We start from the raw sequence: 20,213 nt of genomic DNA, 5'->3' as shown, positions 1-20,213 counted from the left end.
AAGAATTGAGCACTCAACGTCGCCATGAAGCGTTCATGGAGCCCAAAACTTGAAAAAATGAACCGTTTCAGTCGCCATGACATGTTCATGACGCGAATCGGGGAGCGTTGTGCGCTTAAAGCCGTATGAAATTTGCACACCACCCACGACAAAAAATCCCGCGTTTTCCGCGGGATCCCATGTCTCCCTTCTCAATAAATGATTTCTGTTCGGGTGTGTGTCTCCTCCAAAAATTCCTCGTCAGGATCAAAGTAATCTTCGTTATAGTCAGCGACAAATTCGTTATTTTCGATATAACCGGCTCCCCAGGTAGGATCCATTTCCAACCATTCCCCCTCGACCTTCACATCTACCCAGGCATGTCGTTCCGTCCCAACATGACCCGCAACATAATTGGCTTCCATTCCGAGCGCCCGCAACATCGCCACTGCTAAAAAGACATAATCTTGGCACACACCTTCTTGTGCTTCCAACGTTTTCAGCGCGCTATCGTCCATTTCAAAAAGATTATTCTCCAATTTTTCCACATCGTAGCTGACGTTTGTGGCCACATATTCATAGACCGCCTCTGCTTTTTCCCGTTCCCCGCTCAATCCCTCGGTTGCTTCTTCAGCCACTTCTTCAACGCGAGGATGATCAGATTCGATCCCCACGGAAGGCAACAAGCTGCGCAAATCTTCCGCGCCAACGACTTCCTGGGAGAAGGCAGCAACGCCGAAAAACTGAAAATAATCGGCGCCCTCTTCTCTCGGTTCAGGTACACTGACGGTAATATCGTACTCCCCTTCTCCGAACCGGAACCAGACGGTATCATCAAACGCGTAATCGTCAACCGGAAGATAGTAATTGGCCGTCTCGTCTTCCAATTCTGTCGTGACAATCATGTGCGTGATTTCATCGGTCCCATCGGCATCAGGGTCGATGTCGCCGGCAACTCTAAACGCATTCCCTTCATGTCTATAAGCGTCCGTGTTCGTCGGTTCGACCATTTCAATGCCATAATCGTAATATTCTTCATATGCTTCCACCTGCACCAATTCTTCATCGGAAACAGCGTCAGCCAATAGATATGCCGCATCATAATAAATATCTTCTTCCTCGACATAAACCATAACATTGATGGTATGAATACCCTCTCCGAAGCTTAACGGTACATCTATACTGAATTCCCCATTTTCAACCGGCGTCGTAAATTGGGATTCTTCCTCATCTTTTTCTACTTGAATCATTACAAGATGATCGTCACTCGCCTCGGAAAGCGTCCCCGCTAACGGCACCGCAATTTCTCCTTCAATATAGCCTTTGGCCGGTCGTTCGATCTGAAGCCCATATTCATGCCCCAATAACGTGTACTCAATCTCCCGTTGCACTTCTTCGTTTGCATTATGTACGTCCAATGTTACGCCTTCATAAAATGTGTCTTCTTCACCGGAATCATAGCTCGGCACCCGCACACTTACGTGATGATTATATTCCCCCGAATGCAAAGCTATTTCCTCAGAGAAAGAACCGTCTTCATCGATCGGAACAAAGTATTCAAATGATTCACTGCCAGCTGCTGTATCATCTTCATGATCGGTATCGAGGATCACCCATAGATAATCATCATTCAACGTTTCATGCTTTTCGATATTCCCTTCAAGCATAAAGGTGCCCTCTGCCGCAAAAGAACCTTGGACAGGCGCTTCTACCGTCAAGCCGATGTCGTCCCCGTATCCCTCGATTTCCAATGACTCCGCCTCAATATCGTATGCCGTGTTCAGATTTTCCGCAGCATCGGCTGCTTCATTTTCTTCTTCATTGTCGTCCGAACACGCCGATACCAAGCATAAGAGAAAAGCCCCCGCGGTTAATCCCTTGCTCCATCTCATAAAATCAACCCTCCAATCATTAGAAAGACTTGGCTTCAACCAAGTCCTTATGGCAGAAGCCATATCTTTCTTATCTTTATTCTTAATGTTTACTATATAAAAAAGGAGAAGCCTCAAAGAGGCTTCCGCACAATTGACAAACGATTAATATCCGCCGCCGTCCACGTCATCGCCGACGAGTTCAACTTCTCGCAAATCATAAATGCCGTCCGCTTTGTGAATAATGCCTTCAACACTATCAGAGATACCAGCGCGGAAATCATCATGGACCAACGGAAGTATCGTCGCATCATCAATGATGGTCTGCTGTGCTTCCGTATAGATCTCAATTCGTTCATCATCGTCTGATTCTTGGCGACCGGCATCTAGAAGTTCATCGGTCTCTTCGTTATCATAAAATGTTCGGTTACCCGGAGGGCCATGGTTGTCGGAATGAAATAGCGGGTGCATCGCGTAGTCAGCGTCACCAGTCACTGTCGTCCAGCCAAGCATAACCATTTCATATTCACCCTCGGCAGTTGTATCAAGCAAAGCGCCCCATTCTTGTTGCTCAATGGAGAGATCTATCCCGATGTCTTGCAAATCATCCTGAATAATTTCAGCAATTTGTAAATTCACTTGATCGACATCTTCAACCAGTAGAGTGGCTTCAAATCCATCTTCATACCCCGCGTCTTCCAATAACGATTCTGCTTCTTCAGGATTATATTCGATAGGATCCAGATCATCGCTATAGCCAAACACAAGCGGGTTCAAAGCACCGATGGCTTCTTCCCCATACCCTTCAAAGACACCTTCAATGATGGTGTCCTTATCCACTGCCATGTTAAGAGCACGACGGACATCACGATCATCAAAAGGTTCCACTTCATTGTTCATGCCAATGTAGTCCATCCGTAAACTTTCAATGGAGGAAGTGCTGACGCCCTCCATATTTTCCAATTGATCCATTTGCGTAGGTTCAATGTCATCCGCGATGTGGGCCTCATTATTATCAACCATGCTCGTTCGGGTTAATTGTTCGTCCACGACTCGATACGTGGCCGAATCAATGGAGACCGGCCCTCCGTGGTAATCATCAAATCGTGTAAGCACAACTTCATTACCCTGCTCCCAATTTTCCAGCTCAAACGGCCCGGTACCTACAGGTTCCGTATCGAGATTACGCTCCCCGTTTTCCTCTTCTTCAATGGCCGCCGCGCTCATCATCCCGCCGCCATCGTGTGCCAAGTGGAATTCTAACGGCGCGAAAGGATATTCCGTTGTAATATGCACCGTATGCTCATCAACCGCCTCAATGTCCTCAATCATCTCATACAAGAACAGTTTCTCAGAGGCAAACTCTTCATCGGTGACACGCTCAAGCGTAGCTACCACATCATCCGCATCGAAAGTCTCTCCATTATGAAAGGTGACCCCTTCTTTTAAGTTAAACTCCCATGTATCGTCTTCAATTTGCTCGTAATCTTCCGCCAACTCCGGTTGGACTTCCGTATTTTCATCAAAATCCACGAGTTTATCGTAAATTTGATAACGTACGTGTGTAGAAGATGTGTCGTTGGACCCATGAGGGTCAAGGTCAACCGCATCCGAACCCATTGCTAAAATCAGGTCTCCGCCTTCGGCGGCTGCCGTGTCGTCCTCCTCCTCTTCTTCTACGTCTTCACCGTTTTCTCCTGCATCATCTCCGCCGGTATCCTCGTCCGTTTCTTCCGGATCATCCGCACAAGCGGCAAGCACACCACTCAGCGAAAGAACGAGCACACCTCCTACGAGTTTGTGCTTAAATTTTTTCAAAATTATTTCCTCCCCCTGTTTCTCTATTCTCATTAATTGTAGCCGTTTATTCGTAGTTTCTCAAGAAAAATTTTTCGTATTTATCAATTTTCTAATAGAATCAAAAGATTTTCCTGAATAATTGTTCCCATATAGATATTAAAAAATTTGTGCCCGTAGTGACGAAAGCTTTGTAATCTACTCCGTCAACATGGATTCATCGATGTCTGTGACCGCTCTTTTCCCTGCCAGCGCCATCGTCATGTCCATGTCCGCGATCATGTTTTGCAGGACTTCTTTCACACCTTTCTCACCGGCGACGGCCAATCCATACATCGGCGGCCTGCCTACGAGCACTGCTTTAGCCCCGAGGGCGATAGCTTTCACCACATCGGCCCCTCTTCGTATCCCACTATCCATGAAAACCGGCATCTGGTTGCCGACGATACTCGTGATGCGAGGCAACGCATCAAGCGCACTCACGGCTCCATCGACTTGCCGCCCGCCATGGTTGGAAACAATGATGCCATCCATGCCGTATTCGACGGCTTTTTTTGCATCATCGGGATGGAGAATCCCTTTTAATAAAATAGGCAAACGTGTATGTTCCCGCAAAAACGAGAGGTCCTCCCACGTCAAACCGGGATTGCCAAACGTTTGCGCCCAGTGCATGATGGCTGCTGTCGGATTTTCTTCAGGAGATTTGGACAGCTTAGAACGAAAAGCAGGATCGCTAAAATAATTTCCTACGCCTTCTCCGATTAAAAACGGCAAATAGACATTTTTTAAATCCTGTTCCCGCCATGCCAACATTGGTGTGTCCAATGTAACGACAATGGCGGAGTACCCCGACGCTTCCGCTCGTTGGACAAAACTGGCGGTGACGTCCGGATCTTTGCTCCAGTACAATTGAAACCAACGTTCTGCATCCCCCATGACTTCCGCGATCTCTTCCATCGATTTCGACGATGCTGAACTTGTGATATAAGGGACGCCCAGTTTGGCGCTCGCTTTTGCAGAAGCCAGTTCCCCATCCGGATGAATGATCGATTGCACCCCAATAGGCGCCAGCATAAAAGGAAAGGAAGCGGTTTTGCCAAATAGATCAACCGTTAAATCGCGGTCTTGCACGTCGTTAAGCATCCTAGGGATAATTTTCCGGCGATCAAAAGCTTGTAGATTGGTCTTCATCGTGCTTTCTCCACCTGCACCTCCGGCGATGTAGTAAAACGGCCCATCGTCCAATACCTCGCGGGCACGTGCTTCCCATTCTTCATAAATCACCGGAAGCCTGTCCGGGTTGGGATTTTGCATTGTGGCATAGATTTGATATTGAATTTGATTTCCGAAGTTAGACATTGATATGGCCCCTTTCTATGTAAGCGATTGCATAAAATTATAGTTTAAAAGAATGAAATAGGCAATGATTGGACGACGTATTCATTTCGACGTCATCATATACTGTGTTTTACCGATGCCTTCCGATCCCTCTGCACTTCCGTTACAATAGAAGTGTATCGGGAGTACGATGAGGAGGATTCGATCATGGAAGATGTAAAAACAGTTTTACAAGCTGAAAGAGACCGGTATCTACAGGAATTAAAACACTTGTTGGCGATCCCGAGCGTCAGTGCATTACCGGAACATAAAAAGGATGTGGAAGAAGCTGCGACTTGGATGGGCGAGGCGTTAAAACACATAGGCATGGAAAACGTAGAGATCATGCCAACGGAAGGACATCCGGTTGTTTACGGCGATTGGTTGCACGCGGAAGGGAAGCCGACCGTGCTTATTTACGGCCATTATGACGTACAGCCGGTTGATCCGCTTGAATTATGGGAAACGCCACCATTTGAAGCGGACATCCGCGACGGGAAAATCTATGCCCGCGGCGCAACCGATGACAAGGGACAAGTGTTCATGCACTTAAAAGCAGTGGAAACGTTAATGGAAACACACGGAGAATTGCCAGTGAATGTAAAATTTTGCATTGAAGGCGAAGAGGAAATCGGCAGCCCGCATCTCGATGATTTTGTTGAGGAGCATCAGCAATTGCTAGACGCCGATGTCCTCGTCATTTCCGATAATCCAATGCTTGAAAAAGGACAACCGACGGTTTGCTACGGGTTGCGCGGTCTGGCCGGGTTACAAATCGATGTGAACGGTGCGAAAGGAGACCTGCATTCCGGGCTATACGGCGGTGGGGTGCCAAATCCATTGCATGCACTCGCCGATTTGCTTGCTTCCATGCATGATGACAAGGGGCGCATCAGTGTTGAAGGCTTTTATGATGACGTCATCGCTTTAACTTCGGAGGAAAAAGAAGCATATGACGCACTAGGTCATGATGACGAAGCCGTTCGCGCTGAGCTGGAAGTGCCGGCGCTTTACGGCGAGGAAGGATACACATTTTTAGAAAGAACGTGGGTGCGGCCAACGCTTGAGATTAACGGCATGCACGGCGGCTTTCAAGGCGAAGGCATCAAGACCGTCCTGCCGTCGAAAGCAAGTGCAAAAATCAGTTGCCGGCTCGTTCCGGGCCAAGACCCTGACCGTATTTTGCAATTGCTGGAAGAACATATCGAAAAACATTCATCAGATGCCGTCACCGTTGAAACTACCCATTTTGACAAGGGCAAACCTTTTGTGACACCTTTCGATCACCCCGCGATTCAAGCTGCCGGTGCCGCGCTTTCCAAAGCGTATGGCGCAGAGACCGCCTACACGCGAATGGGTGGCTCGCTGCCGATCGCGGAAACGTTCAGCGATATTCTCGATATCCCGATTGTTTTAATGGGATTCGGGCTACCGACAGAAAATTTCCATGCCCCAAATGAGCATTTCCACCTTGAAAACTTCGACAAAGGGCTGGAAGCGATTTGTGATTATTACAGTACGTTGGCTGAAAAGCTGCAGTGAAAAAACCGATCCTTGCCATCGTGCAGGGATCGGTTTTTTGGATCGTGTATTCGGACAAGACACAAACCATTCATGGCGACCTTATAGACGTGTGAGTCTCCGGTTAGGTCACCATAAGCCGGTCATGGCGACCCAATCCGTTCCATCTCCCCTAATTCGGGCTCCATGAGCCTTTCATGTGATCTTTCTCCAATTGAGTCTCCATGAATCGCCCATGACAGCTGATCGCTTATGTCATAGGCTCGCAAGTGAAAAATCCCACCCGCCTGATATGAATGAAGACGGGCGGGCTTTGTCGTTACTTGTCCCGTCTCTCTTTTTCTCTTTGATCTGCTCTTTCGGAACGCTGCCTGGTCACGATGTCATCGTGATCTGCCAGTTCGGATGAATATTCTACATACGCCCCATCCGTTTCCTTCAGATGTTCAGGGGTTTGTGATAACTTCGATTTGTCTTTCCCTTTATTATTTCTTGATTGACCTCTTGCCAACGTTCACCCCCTCCTTTCTTCCTTAATCTTCCGCGTTGATCATGATTTATTCCGTAAAAATAATCCCCAACAAGCAAATGGAAGGGATTTCCGGGAATCATATTTCCACGAAAATATACCCCACGGTCAAACTTCCGTCGCTTTTTCTTCTTGCTTGCGCTTATAGACACCGATCGATAACATGATTCCGATTTCATAGAGGATAATAAACGGAAGAACGATCAGAACATCAGTCAAAAAATCCGGCGGGGTGATCAAAACCGAGACACAAAATAAGGCAAAATACGCATACTTGCGAACGCTTCTTAACGAATAAGGATTGAGCAGACCAAATGAAGTCAAACACATGAGTACGACCGGCAATTCAAACAAAAAACCAACCGGGATCGTCGACATTACCATGAATGAAAAATATTCCTGGGCGGTGATCATCATTTCAAAGTGAGCTTCCCCTAAATTCATAAGAAATGAAAACGCGAGCGGGTGGATAATAAAAAATCCAAAGGCCAAGCCGGTAATAAAACAAAAGAAAATCGCCGGAATATAATTAAACAGTGCCCCTGCCTCTTTTTCACTTAACGCCGGTTTCACAAAACGCCAGGCCTCAAACGCCAAATACGGTGCTGACAAACCGAGTCCAAGCACGCCCGATAAGGTAAAATAAAGTCGTAACGTATCGAGGGGACCGAGCATCACCAACTGGTGATCTCCGGTTAATAGATCCACATAAAAACGTAACAAAATAAAGATGGTGATAAACATAAACGCGTAAACGAATAAACTCCGAATAACGGCGCCTCGTAGTATTATGATATGATCCATTGCCGGCTGCGTGTCCATCGCGGTGCTCTCACTTGAAGCCATGAAAATAAACCCCCTCCTGCAAACATTTACCGATCATTATGCTCCCCTTAAATCATGAAGCTTATGCAATGTTTAGCCGATCAACCGGGAGGGTATAGCAAATGTTGCCGACAGAATAACTAGCATAGGGAGTGAACACCGTATGGCAAATCGTATTTATTTAGGGAACTCAGACGTATCCGTTAATCCGATAGGGCTCGGAACGAACGCAGTAGGCGGCCACAACATTTACCCGAATCTGCTGGATGAAGAACAAGGAAGAAATGTTGTCCGTGCCGCACTCGACAATGGCATCGATCATCTCGACACCGCTTATATATATGGGCCCGAGCGCTCGGAAGAGCTGATCGGTGAAGTGGCAAAGGAATACAAACGTGAAGACATCGTGATTGCCACCAAAGGCAGCAATAAATTTGTCGGAGAAGAAATGGTCGTAGACAATTCCCCGTCTTTCTTAAAAGAAGCGGTGGACGCTAGCCTTCGACGGCTCAAAACCGACTATATCGATTTATTTTACATTCATTATCCGGATGAAGAGACACCGAAAGCTGAAGCTGTCGGTGCTTTAAAAGAATTGAAAGACGAGGGCAAAATCCGTTCCATCGGCGTATCCAACTTTTCCATTGATCAATTAAAAGACGCAAACAAAGATGGATATGTCGACGTTTTCCAAGGGGAGTACAACTTACTGAACCGCGAAGCTGAGCAGATACTTTTGCCTTATACTGCAAAGGAAAACATTACATTTGTTCCCTTTTTCCCGCTTGAGTCCGGTCTATTGGCGGGCAAATACAATGAAAACGATACGTTTTCGGGTGTTCGCGCAAGCAGACCTTCCTTTCAAGGCGAAAATTTCAAACGTAACCTGGAAAGAGTAGAGCAGCTTCGATCGATTGCAGAAGCCAAAGACGCTGAAATCGCACATGTTGTCCTTGCTTGGTACTTCTCGCGCCCGTCGCTCGACGCGATTATTCCCGGAGCCAAACGACCAGAACAAGTGACGAACAGCTTAAAAGTGGCCGATGTCCATCTGACTGAAAAAGAGATTGAACAGATCGACAAGATTTTCAAAAAGGTATATTCATAACAGCAGGCGTAGCCAGTAGTGGCTACGCCTTTCATAAGCTTACGGTACTCTAATCGGAGGATGGAACCGACACCAGGGCACCATAAACAACCAGAAGGAAAAATCAAACAATCATTGGCAGCAATTGAATGCTCCCTTCTGAATGAGAGAAATCTCCGATTACGGTACCATGTGCTTCAGACTTCCGCTTTTTCGTACCTCTCCAGATAGATCGGCCGCCTTTTCAGGGACAATTTCCTCGTTGTCGTACCCCTCGGGATGGATCGACCACCCTTTGAGGGACATTTTCCTCGTTTTCGTACCTCTCGGGACGGATCAACCACCTTTTGAGGGACAACTTCCGCTTTTTCGTACCTCGAGTCGGATTAGAAACCTGGAAACATCAATTTTTTTACTCGCATTATGACGCATGGGCGGCTAAATAAAAACCCAAGCCCCCAAAAATCGGGCTTGGTTTTTTCCTTCATCTTACTGCTGGCCGTTTTTCAGCCAAGTAGCAACTTCTGCTGTTCGTCTTGCTTGATGTTTAACCGCTTCTTCGATATCTTCTACCATATTGCCTTCACCATCGACCGTTGTCGATGTTCCGTAAGGGTTGCCGCCGGAACTGAAAATCACTTCATTGCTGTATCCCGGTGGCACGATAATCGCACCCCAGTGCATCATGGTTGTGTAGAGAGCGTGAATCGTTTCTTCCTGCCCGCCATGTGCGTTCGCCGCCGAAGACATACCACTGACGACTTTATTGACAAGTTTTCCTGCTCCCCAAAGGCCGCCGCACTGATCAAGCAGTTGCTTCACTTGGCCCGGAACGTTTCCAAAACGTGTCGGTGTGCTGAAAATAAAGGCGTCTGCCCAATCCAGATCATCCGGTGTAGCTACGGGAACATCTTTTGTTTCCTCGAGGTGCTGCTCCCAAGCTGGGTTTTGTGCAATCGCTTCGGCCGGCGCGAGTTCCTCGGCACGAACGACTTTCACTTCATGACCCGCTTCTTTTAAAGCTTCTTCTGCCCATCGTGACATTTGATAGTTGGTCCCGGTTTGGCTGTAATAGATGACGGCAACTTTTAGGTTACTCATATAATCTTCCTCCTTATGTTTGCGACGGACGGTGCCCGTTCAGACGCTAGTTTACTCACCAAGAGACAATCCTACTCGTTTCAGCAACTCGATCATCGTTTCTTTTTCTTCATAGCTCAATTGCTCAAACATGTTATGAACAGATTCCCGGTGCTGAGGAAAAACACGGGCCATAAATGATTTACCCTCTTCATTTATGGACGCATAGACCACACGGCGGTCCTCAGTGCAACGAACCCTTTCCAACAATCCTTTTTTCTCTAGTTTGTCAACGACATAGGTGATACTTCCGCTCGTTAACAAGATCCGCTTTCCGAGTTGTTGAATCGGTTGATCGCCTTTATGGTACAACAATTCCAACACCGCAAACTCCGACGGCGTTAACCCATAGCGTTTCATATCCGCTTGGGTAGCGCTTGCGACTGCATGTTCAGCTTTCATTAACACGACGAGCAATTTCAACGATAAATCTTGTTCTTCCATAGTAGTCACTGCTTTCGGATTATTTATCTTGATTCCGAGATAAATTATATCAAGGTAAAACCCGGGTGTCAAATGAATATAATTTCATTGTGCGCCCGTTGACAAATCACACTAAACACGGTGCTGTTCATAAACCTCCGCGGGAATGCTATTTTGCAATCGTTCATATTCTTTTTCCGTTAACGGTTCCAATTCAGAAGCGCCGATATTTTCAAGCACTTGCTGCGGCGTGCTTGCTCCCGCAGTCACTGAGGTAACAGCCGGGTGCTTCAACACATATTGAATCGCCGTTTGTGCGGCCGCTTCCATTCCTCGAATTTGCTGCACTTTTTCGGCGGCACGCATGATTTTTGCCCGGGTATGTCCAAGGTAACCGTTCGCCGGCACTTTTTCCTCTGCTTTCATGCTCAGCATCCCTTTTGCAACCGGACCGCGAATGATGACACCAATGTCTTTTTCATATAAAAAATCAAGCATTTCTTCTTCCGGGCGTCGGTCAAGCAAACTGTACTGCATCATAACGCTGGAGATACCCGCGCCCGCGTATCTTTTGATTACATTTGGGCGAATCGATGAAATGCCCCACTCTCGGATGTAACCTTCTTGTTGAAGTTCCTGAAACGCTTCAACCGTTTCATCGATGGGATCTTCAATCGTCCCGCCATGCAACTGGTAAACATCAAGATAATCGGTGCCGAGCCGCCCTAAACTGGCTTTGCAGGCTTCCTTGATATACGCTTTGGAAGGATCCCAAAACCAATCATCTTTTCCTTGTTTCCAATGATTTCCTCCTTTAGAAGCCAAAATAAAATCATCCCGGCGCCCTTTGATAATCTTTCCGAGCATTTCTTCGATCTCACCGTATTTATATAAATCGGCGGTATCGAAATAGTTCACGCCCTTTTCAAGGGCAGCATCAACGATAGCAGTAGCTTTTTTCTGGTCAAGAGGCAGGCTCATCGTGCCTAAGCCTATTTCTGAAAGCTGTATGTCAGTCTTTCCTAATTGTCGATATTTCATCGTCCAGCCCCCTTCGGATAGTCTCTGTTATGCCTTACCCTTTATCGGTGCTTTTCATTCATCTGATTCCGCGCAGACCAAAATATTGACAATTCATCAGTTTAGTTATAAACTGATGAATAATGAGGAGGCTATCCATGACATTGTCCAAACACGATAAGCAGCGGGGACTGCTTCTATGGTTTAGGCTCGCCCATTTCTATCATCAAAGCGTAAGGGCGTCAAACGAACACTTGGCTGCCTACAATCTCTCGATCGCCCAATTTGACGTGCTCGTACAAATCGGTGCCCATCAGCCGATTACCCAACAAGAACTTGCCCACAAATTGGTCGTTTCCAAGGGCAACATTACGCAATTGATTAGAAAATTGGAAGACAGAGAATTGATTACACGCAGACAAGAGTGGAAAACAAAATATATCACTCTAACGGAGCAGGGAACACACCTCTACCAAAAGGTGGTTCCCCGACAAGAACAATTCCAGGCCTCCCAATTTCAAGCTTTGAGTAAGGAAGAACAAATGCAACTGCTTGAGCTGTTAACGAAATTACAAAAACAGGAGGATGTTTAATTCATGGAATTAAAAGGCATTCACCACCTTTCGGCCCTCACCGCCAATGCCGCCAAAAACGTTGAATTCTACACTGAAGTGATGGGCATGCGACTCGTCAAGAAAACCGTTAACCAAGATGACGTTAGCGTTTATCATCTTTTCTACGGGGATGAGCGCGGAAATCCCGGCACTGAACTTACATTTTTCGAAATCCCGATGGCCGCGCCGAATCACCGGGGGGCAAGCAGTATATCCGGAACATCGTTAAGAGTAAAAAATGACGAAGCCCTCGATTATTGGAAAAAACGGTTTGAAGCGTATGACGTTGAACATGAAGACATTCGCGTACGCGCAGGGCGAAACACGCTTGCCTTTGAAGATTTTGAAGGCCAGCGCCTCATCCTCGTGTCTGATGAGACTAATACAGGCGTCACAGGCGGGGTACCATGGGAAGAGGCTCCGGTGCCTCAAGAATATGGCATTATCGGCCTCGGACCCATTTACCTTACCGTTCGCGACCCAGACCCGACGGCTCAAATCTTAATGAAAGTGATGGGCTTTCGCAGAAAAGAAAACGCCGACTATACAACAGATGACGGCGAGGCCCTCGTATTTGAAACCGGCGAAGGAGGAACCGGCGCGGAAGTGCATATCGTGAAAACTCCGGATCTTCCCTTTGAACGCCAGGGACGGGGCGGAGTCCATCACGTCGCGTTTCGCGTTGACGACGAAGAGGAGTTAAAGAAATGGATCACTCATATTAATGATACCCGATTGCCGAATTCCGGATTTGTCGAGCGTTACTATTTCCGCTCCCTTTATTTTCGGGAGCCGAACGGGATCCTCTTTGAACTGGCGACCGACGGCCCCGGTTTCGATACCGATGAGGATTTGGCCCATTTAGGTGAATCTTTAGCATTGCCCCCCTACCTCGAGCCGCAACGCGAGCAAATTGAAGCAAAACTAAAACCACTGGATACGAAACGTTCTTAAGGAGGAATGGCTAAATGAAGCATATTTTCCAGGAAGGTACAAATAAAAAAGCCCCCGTTCTTCTGCTATTACACGGCACAGGCGGGGATGAAAATGACTTGTTGCCTTTGGCGCAAATGATTGCCCCTGAATCGTCGGTACTAAGCGTCCGCGGCAACGTTTCCGAAGGAGGCATGCCCAGGTTTTTCAGACGTTTAGCCGAGGGTGTGTTTGACGAAGAAGACCTTGTAAAGCGCACAAAGGAGCTTGCGGATTTCCTCGACGAAAGCGCGGAAAATTACGGCTTTGACCGCAATCAGATTGTTGCCGTCGGTTATTCCAACGGCGCAAACATCGCGGCCAGCTTGCTCTATCACTATGAAGATGTACTGAAAGGCGCGATCCTGCATCACCCGATGGTGCCGTTGCGGAATGTCACGCTTCCTTCGCTAAAAGAGTTGCCTGTATTCATCGGAGCAGGCAAACAAGATCCGATCTGTTCGCCGGAAGAAACAAAAGAATTGGGGTCAACCTTGAAAACAGCCGGAGCGAACGTCGAATTATTTTGGGAAAACACCGGCCATCAACTCACAAAAAATGAAGTCGAAGCCGCGAGCGAATGGTTCAAGAAAAATTTTTAAAGATGCCGGACAGGCATCTTTTTTTCGTCGTGCTACAATGGGAGGGGGAGAAAGGAGTCTTTCCACATCATGAAAAAGCTTATACTTAACCCGAAGGTATGGATCATCCTCGCGATCATCCTCGTTGCCTTTAATTTACGTCCCGCGATCACGAGTGTCGGGCCGCTTATCGGCATGATCCGGGACGACCTACAATTAACGAATAGCCAGGTAGGGGTGCTCACGACCCTTCCCTTGCTCGCGTTTGCCGGCCTTTCCATTGCCGCCCCAAGGCTCGCGAGAAAATGGGGGATCGAATGGGCGATTTTCGCAGGGCTTTTTACGTTATTCATTGGCATCCTTTTGCGATCAGGCGGCTATCCTACCACTTTATTTATGGGGACCGCCATTATCGGCATCGGCATCGCCATCTGCAACGTCCTCTTACCGGGATTTGTAAAATTAAAATTTGCAAAACATACAGGCGTCATGACGAGTGTGTACACAACATCCATGAGCCTTTTCGCGACCGTTGGCTCCGGGCTCAGCATCCCCCTTGCAATAAATCTCGGATTGGATTGGCAAGGCGCGCTCGTATTCTGGTGCGTGATTGCCGTAACGGCGATGGCGGTTTGGACGACTCAACTCCGGAGTGCGGAAAAACCCGAGAATAACGGCCTACAATCAGAAGCCCCAAAACTTTGGCAGTCTCCGCTCGCTTGGAACATCACCGCTTTTATGGGGTTACAATCAACGATTTTTTATAGCTTAATCACATGGCTCCCCGAAATTGTGCAAGCAAATGGAATCAATGCCGCGACGGCGGGATGGTTGCTTAGTTTCACGCAACTTTGCGGTCTGCCCGCCAATTTTTTAACACCGATCCTCGCCTCCCGCATGCAAAATCAACGGATCATCGTGTTCGTCATTGTCTTTTTTTATTTAATCGGATTTATCGGACTATTGTTTGTCGGAAATTCTTTGTCGCTTCATTTTGTGTTTACTTCTTTTATTGGTGTTTCCATGGGGGCAAGCATAAGTCTATCGTTTATTTTATTTAATTTACGATCGACCTCGACCCCGCAAGCCTCCCAGTTATCGGGTATGGCCCAATCGTTCGGGTATTTATTGGCAGCGGTCGGACCGATACTACTCGGTTCTCTTTATGACTACACAGGCGGATGGGTTTTGCCTCTCATCATCCTAACCGTCGTCAGCACCCTCCTCGCAATCGCCGGCTGGAGTGCCGGAAAGGATACGTATGTATTTGCCGAGAAGCCGGTGAAGAGGGATCGTTCATAAGATAGCAAAAATGCCCTGTCTCTTTAAAGCGAGACAGGGCACTATTTTGCTTCTCTTAATGTTTGCTGCAAATCTTGTTTAAGCCGTTACACTTTCAGTTTCATCAAACTGATCCCTTTTTCTCGAAAATGTAACTAAGAAATAAACAAGGGTGGCTGCTGCAAAAATCACCAAGAATAAGAATAACGCGAGTATACTCCCTCCATCAAACTGTCCAAGGTTAATGACAGATTTGAACCCTTCAATGGCGTACGTCATTGGGAGTAAAGGGCTTATCCCCTGTACACCAGCGGGCAGCAGTTCAATCGGAAGTGGACCTCCTGTCAACTGCAATTGAACAAGAATTAAGGTCCCTGCAAGGAATTTCCCGATAAGCCCTAAAACCGAGACAAATAATTGAACGATCGCCACAAATGTAATGCTGACGAAAATGGCGAACAATATTAAGCTGAAAATGCTTGCGACCGGCGTTCCTAGTATAACTGTGATAAGGGAAAGCAGGATTGCCTGAGCAACAGCAAGTGAAGCAATAACCGTAAATTTCCCTGCAAACCACTGAAAACCTGACGTTGGCAAAACTTCCGGTTTACGAAAGTTAACCACGAAAGAGATCAATAATGCTCCGACAAAGAGAGCGATCGATAACACATAAGGAGCTTCAGATTGGCGGTATTGAGAAAGTTTATTAAACGTTTGTCCCGTATCTTGAACCGGTGACGCAAACATTTGGACGTTGTCATCCTCGGTTGCAATACCGGCAACCTGTGGCACCATCGGTCAGTTCGCCCCAACCGCTGTCAACGGCACTCGTGCCATCATTGATTTGGAAAGCGCCATCGTTCAGCTCGGTGGCTCCGGCGGTCAGTTCGTCCCAACCGCTGTCAACGGCACTCGTACCTTCATTGATTTGAGACGCTCCGTCATCGAGTTCGGTGGCTCCGGCGGTTAGTTCGTCCCAGCCGCTGTCAACGGCACTCGTACCTTCATTGATTTGGGATGCTCCATCATCCAATTCGGTGGCTCCGGCGGTTAGTTATCCCCAGCCATCGTCAACGGAAGCGGTTCCATCAGCCACTTGATCAGCTCCATCGGATACGTCGACCGCTCCTTCTACAAGTTCGTTCTGTCCTTCGACTAAATCATCGAGCCCATCATCCAAGTGTCCAACTCCATCTGAGAGTTCCTGCATCCCACCAGAAATATCCGCCTCGATTTGATCGGCTTCCGGAAGGTCTAGTTCTCCAAAATCTGGGAGATTATCAAGATCTGGGAATTCAATACCGAGTAAATCTTCAATAAGATTTATGGTTCCATCATCAAGTTCACCAAGCCCATCAATAAGTGGGAGGAAATCGTCAAGAAGTGGCAGCATTGGAAGGAGTCCTTCTAGTAGCTCATCTACTCCCTCTTCAAACTCCCCTACCCCCGCTTGTAACGCTTCTACCCCATCCTGGGCATCTTCCAATCCTTCGTAAACCTCAACGGCACCTTCTTCCAAGTCATTGCTTCCGTCATTTAACTCCGCTGCCCCGTCAGCTAACTCGGAAATGTCGGAGCTTTGCCCCGTCAAACTACTCAACAGTTCATCGGTTCCGTCTTCCAACTCATTGGCCGGCCCAAGCTGTATTTGCAAAGAAACTGGCATCAACTAACATCTTTGTTACTGCTTTTCATTGATCTCTTTTATCAATTTTGCAAATTCTTCTGGGTCTCCGCTATAAAGTACAATCCTTGTCCCAATTTTCTTTGGCGTATTTTAATTGCTCAATGACCTCAGGCATCAATCAATATAATAGGAAGCTGGTCCTTGCCCAATGCGTTTGAAATAATTGTTAAGTGTTCTGATGATTTTTTTCCGATCACCTTTCACCGCGCACCATTCACGAATTGTGGCGCTGGTTATTTTTCGATCCGGAAAAAGGAGCTTAAATTCCTCTACGCTACGGATGATTGCGATTTGGGCATATTCTTTACAGCCGCATCCGGCACACACCCATACGCGTCCCCTTTCAATCATAAAGGATGCACATTCACCGCAAACAACGCCTTTTTTCAATTGTTCATAGTCATACTCGGGCAAACGGGTATGGGGCGATTCATTCAGATGAAGAGCAACCAACTGTTCAGCAAGGCTTTCATGACTTCGATTGAGTTTCGACGTCATGCTGTTCATTTTTTTCATAAAACGATGAAACTGGTTGGGGAAAATGGCAGGGAGTGTTGGGGGATCATTGTACAGGTAAAATTCAGGGTGGGTAAAAACAAGGAAGGATTCAATCGGGATGTTGACGTTAAGGCGTTGTTGAAGCAATTGGCTTAGGAGGGAATCCGCTCGTTCCATCTGGGGCTGAGGGTTGGTTATTTCTTTGCCGGCAAGTGTTTTCCATTTATTGGCGTCAAGATAAAAGTCGTCTTCATGATATTTCGAGTCAAAAACATAGATTATGCTTTGGAAAATTACGAGCGAATCAATTTGAAAAATCTTTCCCTTGTGCTCGAGCAACAAGTCATTGACGACAAGACAATTATTCAAAAGGCCATCCAGCCATTCGTCTAGCTTTAGCTCACCGATATACCCTTTTTCCAGATTCAGATAATGCTGATAGTCCGAAAGTTTCATTATCGGATTCAATAATCGCAATACTTTTAATTCGGTCGATGGTTCACGTTCCTTGATCTTTTTCATTGCCCACTTCCTTTCTTTTAATAAAGTATAGCATAAAAGAACTTGGAAGGAGCCCGCCATACGATTTTATATTGAAAAAAACCTCATCTTGACGGACGATTTCTCCTTTTTTGTCCCTCTCGGCGGGGCTCGGATACCTCTTAACGAACAATTTCCACTTTTTTGTCCCTCTCGGCGTGGCTCGGACACCTCTTGACGAACAATTTCCGTTTTATCGTCCCTCTCGGGGCGGCTCGGACACCTCTTGACGAACAATTTCCGCTTTTTTGTCCCTCTCGGCGTGGCTCCATCACTTTTAGGGGACAATTTCTCCTTTATTGTCCCTCTCAACAGCAACTCTCTCTTCACACATCCCCCAAAATAATATACGTCGCTCTCACCGGTCCGTGCACACCGACGACGAGGCTCATTTCAATATCAGCGCTATTGGACGGCCCGGAGACAAAATGAATTTGCGAAGGAATATCCTCCCCGTTTTGCACGCGTTCATGGATACGCCGCGTCGCTTGGGTCATTCGCGGGACGATCGAACTGCGGGGGATGACGGCGATATAATTTTCCGGCAGGAGGTTGACAAGTCGGCCTTTTTCAGGCGAGTTAAGAAGTACGACGGTGCCTGATTCAGCCAATGTCATATCGCTGTACGTAATGCCGACCCCGGCGCGCTCTGCAAACTCAATGCTGTCTTCGCCTTTTAACGTGTCCCAAACAAAAGTTTCCACGCCCAACGTGTGCATCTGCGAGCGAAACCCTTCGTCAAGCCCCGCGCGTTCAAGTCTGTCATCATCCCACATGATCACTGATTCCGATTCATACCCGCCAATTGTTTCCGCTACCGCTTCCCGGAGCCCATCGGCATTTGTTTCAACCACCTTAGTATGAATGTTATCGCACTGCGCCTTAAACCGTTCCAAGAGCTGATCAGTATTTTCATCCGCAAAAACATCCCATTGCGGTTGCGCTTGCCACTCGGGGCGTTCCACATGTTCGCTGCGTGGCCGCCCGATCTTTTCGGAGATTAGATTTAAAAAATCCTCTCGTCCTTGAATCGTGCCTCTACTCATCAGAATTAGACCTCCTTCTTTTTGCAAACCAGTCGCGAAAACGTTCACTGGACGGAGCCGGTAAATCGCGAAAATTTGTCCAGGCTTTTAATGGCCCCGGTCCATTCGAAATCCTCGAACCTTTCGTCCATGGTCGCATGACGCGATGCGCCTGCTTGGATCCCAGCCGATAGAGCTTCGGCGCAGAAGCACCCGTGCCAAACATTTTCATCGCCCATTTTTCCGGCATGGGACCGAGGTTTTCTTTTTCCGTAATGATTTGGCGATGCGCGATTAGATGCTCATGCAAAGGGATGTTCACCGGACATGCTTCTGTACAAGCGGCACAAAGTGAAGAGGCGTAGGGAAGATCCTTGTTATCCTCGTAGCCATCCAAAAGCGGTGTTAACACCGCGCCGATCGGGCCATTATAGATGGAGCCGTAAGCATGACCGCCGACGTGGCGGTAAACCGGGCATACGTTCACACACGCGGCACAGCGGATGCAATGAAGGGCCGATTGAAATTGCGTCCCGAGGATATCGGAGCGGCCGTTATCAACGATGACGAGGTGAAAGTCTTCCGGGCCATCGATTTCATCTTCACTCTTCGGCCCCGTTAAGGCAGTAATGTAGGACGTTAGCTTCTGGCCAACGGCGGAACGGCAGAGCAAGCTCACCATCACATCGAGCTCTTCCCACGTGGGCACGATCCGTTCCATGCTCATCACGGAAATCTGTGTTTTCGGCAACGCTGTGACGAGGTCGCCGTTCCCTTCATTGGTGACAAGCGAAATCGTTCCCGATTCAGCAACGGCAAAATTGCAACCTGTGATGCCGATGTCAGCATCGAGAAATTCCTCGCGCAGCTCGCCTCGAACGAAACGGGTGATGTCATTGGCATTATCACTATTTTCATAGCCTTTTTTATCGGCAAAAACGTCTTTAATTTGTGCGCGATTTTTGTGCAGGGAAGGTGCCACAATATGGGATGGCGGGTCATGATCATCGACTTGCAAAATGTACTCCCCCAAGTCCGTCTCCACGACCTCCAGCCCATCACTCTCCAACGCATCATTTAACGACATCTCCTCGGTGACCATCGATTTCGACTTCACGATTTTTTTCGCTTCTTTTTCACGGGCCACTTGCCGCACATAGGCGTTCCCTTCCTCAGCGGTCTTGGCAAAATAAACATGGCCACCGCGTTCTGCCACCTTGTCGCTTAATTGTTCAAGATAATAATCGAGGTGCTCGAGGGTATGGGTGCGGATTTCTTCCCCAAGTGTCCGCCACGCTTCCCAGTCACCGAGCTCTTCCGAGGACGCTTGCTTTCTTGTCCGTAATTGTTCTTGAGCCGAGCGGACCGTGCCACGCATAAAAGCATCTTCCAAACCTCTGTTCACGCGTGTTTGAAAATCTTTTTCCCCCACTCGAAGTGGCATGC

At 47.5% G+C, this 20,213-nt stretch carries 20 protein-coding genes; 6 read left to right on the top strand and 14 right to left on the bottom strand.

The genetic code is table 11. The annotated features are described in order from the left end of the window. Window positions 1-191: 191 nt before the first annotated feature. From DT065_RS15675 to DT065_RS15665, 3 genes are all read right to left on the bottom strand, one after another. A complete protein-coding gene (locus DT065_RS15675) occupies window positions 192-1,871 on the bottom strand; it encodes a transglutaminase domain-containing protein (RefSeq protein ID WP_160112597.1) in 1,680 nt (559 codons plus the stop codon). A gap of 144 nt (window positions 1,872-2,015) precedes the next feature. Continuing rightward, window positions 2,016-3,668, bottom strand: a complete 1,653-nt coding sequence (locus DT065_RS15670) for a glutathione ABC transporter substrate-binding protein (RefSeq protein ID WP_160112596.1) — start codon at window positions 3,666-3,668, stop codon at window positions 2,016-2,018. A 177-nt stretch (window positions 3,669-3,845) separates the two neighbouring features. After that, entirely contained in the window at window positions 3,846-5,006 is a 1,161-nt protein-coding gene (locus tag DT065_RS15665) for a lactate 2-monooxygenase (protein WP_114374983.1), read from the bottom strand. Between the two features lie 186 nt (window positions 5,007-5,192). Between DT065_RS15665 and DT065_RS15660 the strand changes: the two genes are divergently transcribed. Beyond that, window positions 5,193-6,566: a dipeptidase gene (locus DT065_RS15660; protein ID WP_114374981.1), complete on the top strand. Its 1,374-nt coding sequence runs from the start codon at window positions 5,193-5,195 to the stop codon at window positions 6,564-6,566. Window positions 6,567-6,864: 298 nt separating this feature from the next. Here the strand turns inward: DT065_RS15660 and DT065_RS15655 are convergent, their stop codons facing one another. Both DT065_RS15655 and tatC read right to left on the bottom strand, forming a co-directional pair. Continuing rightward, complete coding sequence (locus tag DT065_RS15655; RefSeq protein WP_114374979.1) at window positions 6,865-7,056, bottom strand: YfhD family protein; 192 nt, start codon at window positions 7,054-7,056, stop codon at window positions 6,865-6,867. 126 nt (window positions 7,057-7,182) lie between these two features. Continuing rightward, window positions 7,183-7,920: a twin-arginine translocase subunit TatC gene (gene tatC, locus DT065_RS15650; RefSeq protein ID WP_227002637.1), complete on the bottom strand. Its 738-nt coding sequence runs from the start codon at window positions 7,918-7,920 to the stop codon at window positions 7,183-7,185. A 142-nt stretch (window positions 7,921-8,062) separates the two neighbouring features. Between tatC and DT065_RS15645 the strand changes: the two genes are divergently transcribed. Beyond that, on the top strand, window positions 8,063-9,007 hold the full coding sequence (locus tag DT065_RS15645; protein ID WP_114374977.1) for an aldo/keto reductase: 945 nt from the start codon (window positions 8,063-8,065) through the stop codon (window positions 9,005-9,007). A 468-nt stretch (window positions 9,008-9,475) separates the two neighbouring features. Here the strand turns inward: DT065_RS15645 and wrbA are convergent, their stop codons facing one another. The 3 genes from wrbA to DT065_RS15630 form a co-directional block, all read right to left on the bottom strand. Continuing rightward, the gene (wrbA, locus tag DT065_RS15640; RefSeq protein WP_114374975.1) at window positions 9,476-10,087 is read right to left on the bottom strand and encodes an NAD(P)H:quinone oxidoreductase; all 612 of its coding nucleotides are present in this window, start codon (window positions 10,085-10,087) and stop codon (window positions 9,476-9,478) included. Window positions 10,088-10,138: 51 nt separating this feature from the next. Then, window positions 10,139-10,570 (bottom strand): MarR family winged helix-turn-helix transcriptional regulator, encoded by a 432-nt coding sequence (locus tag DT065_RS15635; protein WP_114374973.1) that lies wholly within the window; start codon window positions 10,568-10,570, stop codon window positions 10,139-10,141. A 111-nt stretch (window positions 10,571-10,681) separates the two neighbouring features. Next, on the bottom strand, window positions 10,682-11,590 hold the full coding sequence (locus DT065_RS15630; protein WP_114374971.1) for an aldo/keto reductase: 909 nt from the start codon (window positions 11,588-11,590) through the stop codon (window positions 10,682-10,684). Window positions 11,591-11,727: 137 nt separating this feature from the next. Here DT065_RS15630 and DT065_RS15625 point away from each other — a divergent pair, with 137 nt between their 5' ends. The 4 genes from DT065_RS15625 (at window position 11,728) to DT065_RS15610 (ending at window position 15,038) form a co-directional block, all read left to right on the top strand. Continuing rightward, entirely contained in the window at window positions 11,728-12,162 is a 435-nt protein-coding gene (locus tag DT065_RS15625; RefSeq protein ID WP_114374969.1) for a MarR family winged helix-turn-helix transcriptional regulator, read from the top strand. 3 nt (window positions 12,163-12,165) lie between these two features. After that, window positions 12,166-13,137: a ring-cleaving dioxygenase gene (locus tag DT065_RS15620; protein WP_114374967.1), complete on the top strand. Its 972-nt coding sequence runs from the start codon at window positions 12,166-12,168 to the stop codon at window positions 13,135-13,137. 14 nt (window positions 13,138-13,151) lie between these two features. After that, entirely contained in the window at window positions 13,152-13,757 is a 606-nt protein-coding gene (locus DT065_RS15615) for an alpha/beta hydrolase (RefSeq protein ID WP_114374965.1), read from the top strand. Between the two features lie 69 nt (window positions 13,758-13,826). Then, the gene (locus DT065_RS15610; RefSeq protein WP_114374963.1) at window positions 13,827-15,038 is read left to right on the top strand and encodes a CynX/NimT family MFS transporter; all 1,212 of its coding nucleotides are present in this window, start codon (window positions 13,827-13,829) and stop codon (window positions 15,036-15,038) included. A 78-nt stretch (window positions 15,039-15,116) separates the two neighbouring features. On the opposite strand, the gene DT065_RS15605 is transcribed toward DT065_RS15610, so the two are convergent. The 6 genes from DT065_RS15605 to DT065_RS15575 form a co-directional block, all read right to left on the bottom strand. Beyond that, complete coding sequence (locus tag DT065_RS15605; RefSeq protein ID WP_114374961.1) at window positions 15,117-15,812, bottom strand: YhgE/Pip family protein; 696 nt, start codon at window positions 15,810-15,812, stop codon at window positions 15,117-15,119. Next, window positions 15,775-16,050 (bottom strand): hypothetical protein, encoded by a 276-nt coding sequence (locus DT065_RS15600; RefSeq protein WP_114374959.1) that lies wholly within the window; start codon window positions 16,048-16,050, stop codon window positions 15,775-15,777. The genes DT065_RS15605 and DT065_RS15600 overlap by 38 nt, the downstream gene beginning before the upstream one ends. Window positions 16,051-16,071: 21 nt before the next feature. Next, window positions 16,072-16,683 carry a hypothetical protein gene (locus DT065_RS15595; protein WP_114374957.1) on the bottom strand — a complete coding sequence of 204 codons (612 nt, stop codon included), beginning with the start codon at window positions 16,681-16,683 and terminating at the stop codon, window positions 16,072-16,074. 135 nt (window positions 16,684-16,818) lie between these two features. Further along, entirely contained in the window at window positions 16,819-17,724 is a 906-nt protein-coding gene (locus DT065_RS15590) for a nuclease-related domain-containing protein (protein ID WP_160112595.1), read from the bottom strand. Between the two features lie 344 nt (window positions 17,725-18,068). Continuing rightward, window positions 18,069-18,788 (bottom strand): LutC/YkgG family protein, encoded by a 720-nt coding sequence (locus DT065_RS15580; protein ID WP_114374951.1) that lies wholly within the window; start codon window positions 18,786-18,788, stop codon window positions 18,069-18,071. Further along, entirely contained in the window at window positions 18,781-20,211 is a 1,431-nt protein-coding gene (locus tag DT065_RS15575) for a LutB/LldF family L-lactate oxidation iron-sulfur protein (RefSeq protein ID WP_114374949.1), read from the bottom strand. The genes DT065_RS15580 and DT065_RS15575 overlap by 8 nt, the downstream gene beginning before the upstream one ends. Window positions 20,212-20,213: the final 2 nt, after the last annotated feature.

This window comes from Salicibibacter kimchii, assembly GCF_003336365.1.
GTDB lineage: Bacteria > Bacillota > Bacilli > Bacillales > Marinococcaceae > Salicibibacter > Salicibibacter kimchii.
Note: the sequence above shows the minus strand (reverse complement) of the source record. Positions and strands in the feature narration are given on the sequence as shown.

Excerpts from the sequence above, each read along its gene's own strand:
- DT065_RS15675 (WP_160112597.1), bottom strand. The coding sequence starts at position 1,871 with ATGAGATGGAGCAAGGGATTAACCGCGGGGGCTTTTCTCTTATGCTTG.
- DT065_RS15665 (WP_114374983.1), bottom strand. The coding sequence starts at position 5,006 with ATGTCTAACTTCGGAAATCAAATTCAATATCAAATCTATGCCACAATG.
- DT065_RS15660 (WP_114374981.1), top strand. The coding sequence starts at position 5,193 with ATGGAAGATGTAAAAACAGTTTTACAAGCTGAAAGAGACCGGTATCTA.
- tatC (WP_227002637.1), bottom strand. The coding sequence starts at position 7,920 with ATGGCTTCAAGTGAGAGCACCGCGATGGACACGCAGCCGGCAATGGAT.
- DT065_RS15645 (WP_114374977.1), top strand. The coding sequence starts at position 8,063 with ATGGCAAATCGTATTTATTTAGGGAACTCAGACGTATCCGTTAATCCG.
- wrbA (WP_114374975.1), bottom strand. The coding sequence starts at position 10,087 with ATGAGTAACCTAAAAGTTGCCGTCATCTATTACAGCCAAACCGGGACC.
- DT065_RS15635 (WP_114374973.1), bottom strand. The coding sequence starts at position 10,570 with ATGGAAGAACAAGATTTATCGTTGAAATTGCTCGTCGTGTTAATGAAA.
- DT065_RS15630 (WP_114374971.1), bottom strand. The coding sequence starts at position 11,590 with ATGAAATATCGACAATTAGGAAAGACTGACATACAGCTTTCAGAAATA.
- DT065_RS15625 (WP_114374969.1), top strand. The coding sequence starts at position 11,728 with ATGACATTGTCCAAACACGATAAGCAGCGGGGACTGCTTCTATGGTTT.
- DT065_RS15620 (WP_114374967.1), top strand. The coding sequence starts at position 12,166 with ATGGAATTAAAAGGCATTCACCACCTTTCGGCCCTCACCGCCAATGCC.
- DT065_RS15615 (WP_114374965.1), top strand. The coding sequence starts at position 13,152 with ATGAAGCATATTTTCCAGGAAGGTACAAATAAAAAAGCCCCCGTTCTT.
- DT065_RS15610 (WP_114374963.1), top strand. The coding sequence starts at position 13,827 with ATGAAAAAGCTTATACTTAACCCGAAGGTATGGATCATCCTCGCGATC.
- DT065_RS15605 (WP_114374961.1), bottom strand. The coding sequence starts at position 15,812 with ATGGTGCCACAGGTTGCCGGTATTGCAACCGAGGATGACAACGTCCAA.
- DT065_RS15595 (WP_114374957.1), bottom strand. The coding sequence starts at position 16,683 with ATGCCAGTTTCTTTGCAAATACAGCTTGGGCCGGCCAATGAGTTGGAA.
- DT065_RS15590 (WP_160112595.1), bottom strand. The coding sequence starts at position 17,724 with ATGAAAAAGATCAAGGAACGTGAACCATCGACCGAATTAAAAGTATTG.
- DT065_RS15580 (WP_114374951.1), bottom strand. The coding sequence starts at position 18,788 with ATGAGTAGAGGCACGATTCAAGGACGAGAGGATTTTTTAAATCTAATC.
- DT065_RS15575 (WP_114374949.1), bottom strand. The coding sequence starts at position 20,211 with ATGCCACTTCGAGTGGGGGAAAAAGATTTTCAAACACGCGTGAACAGA.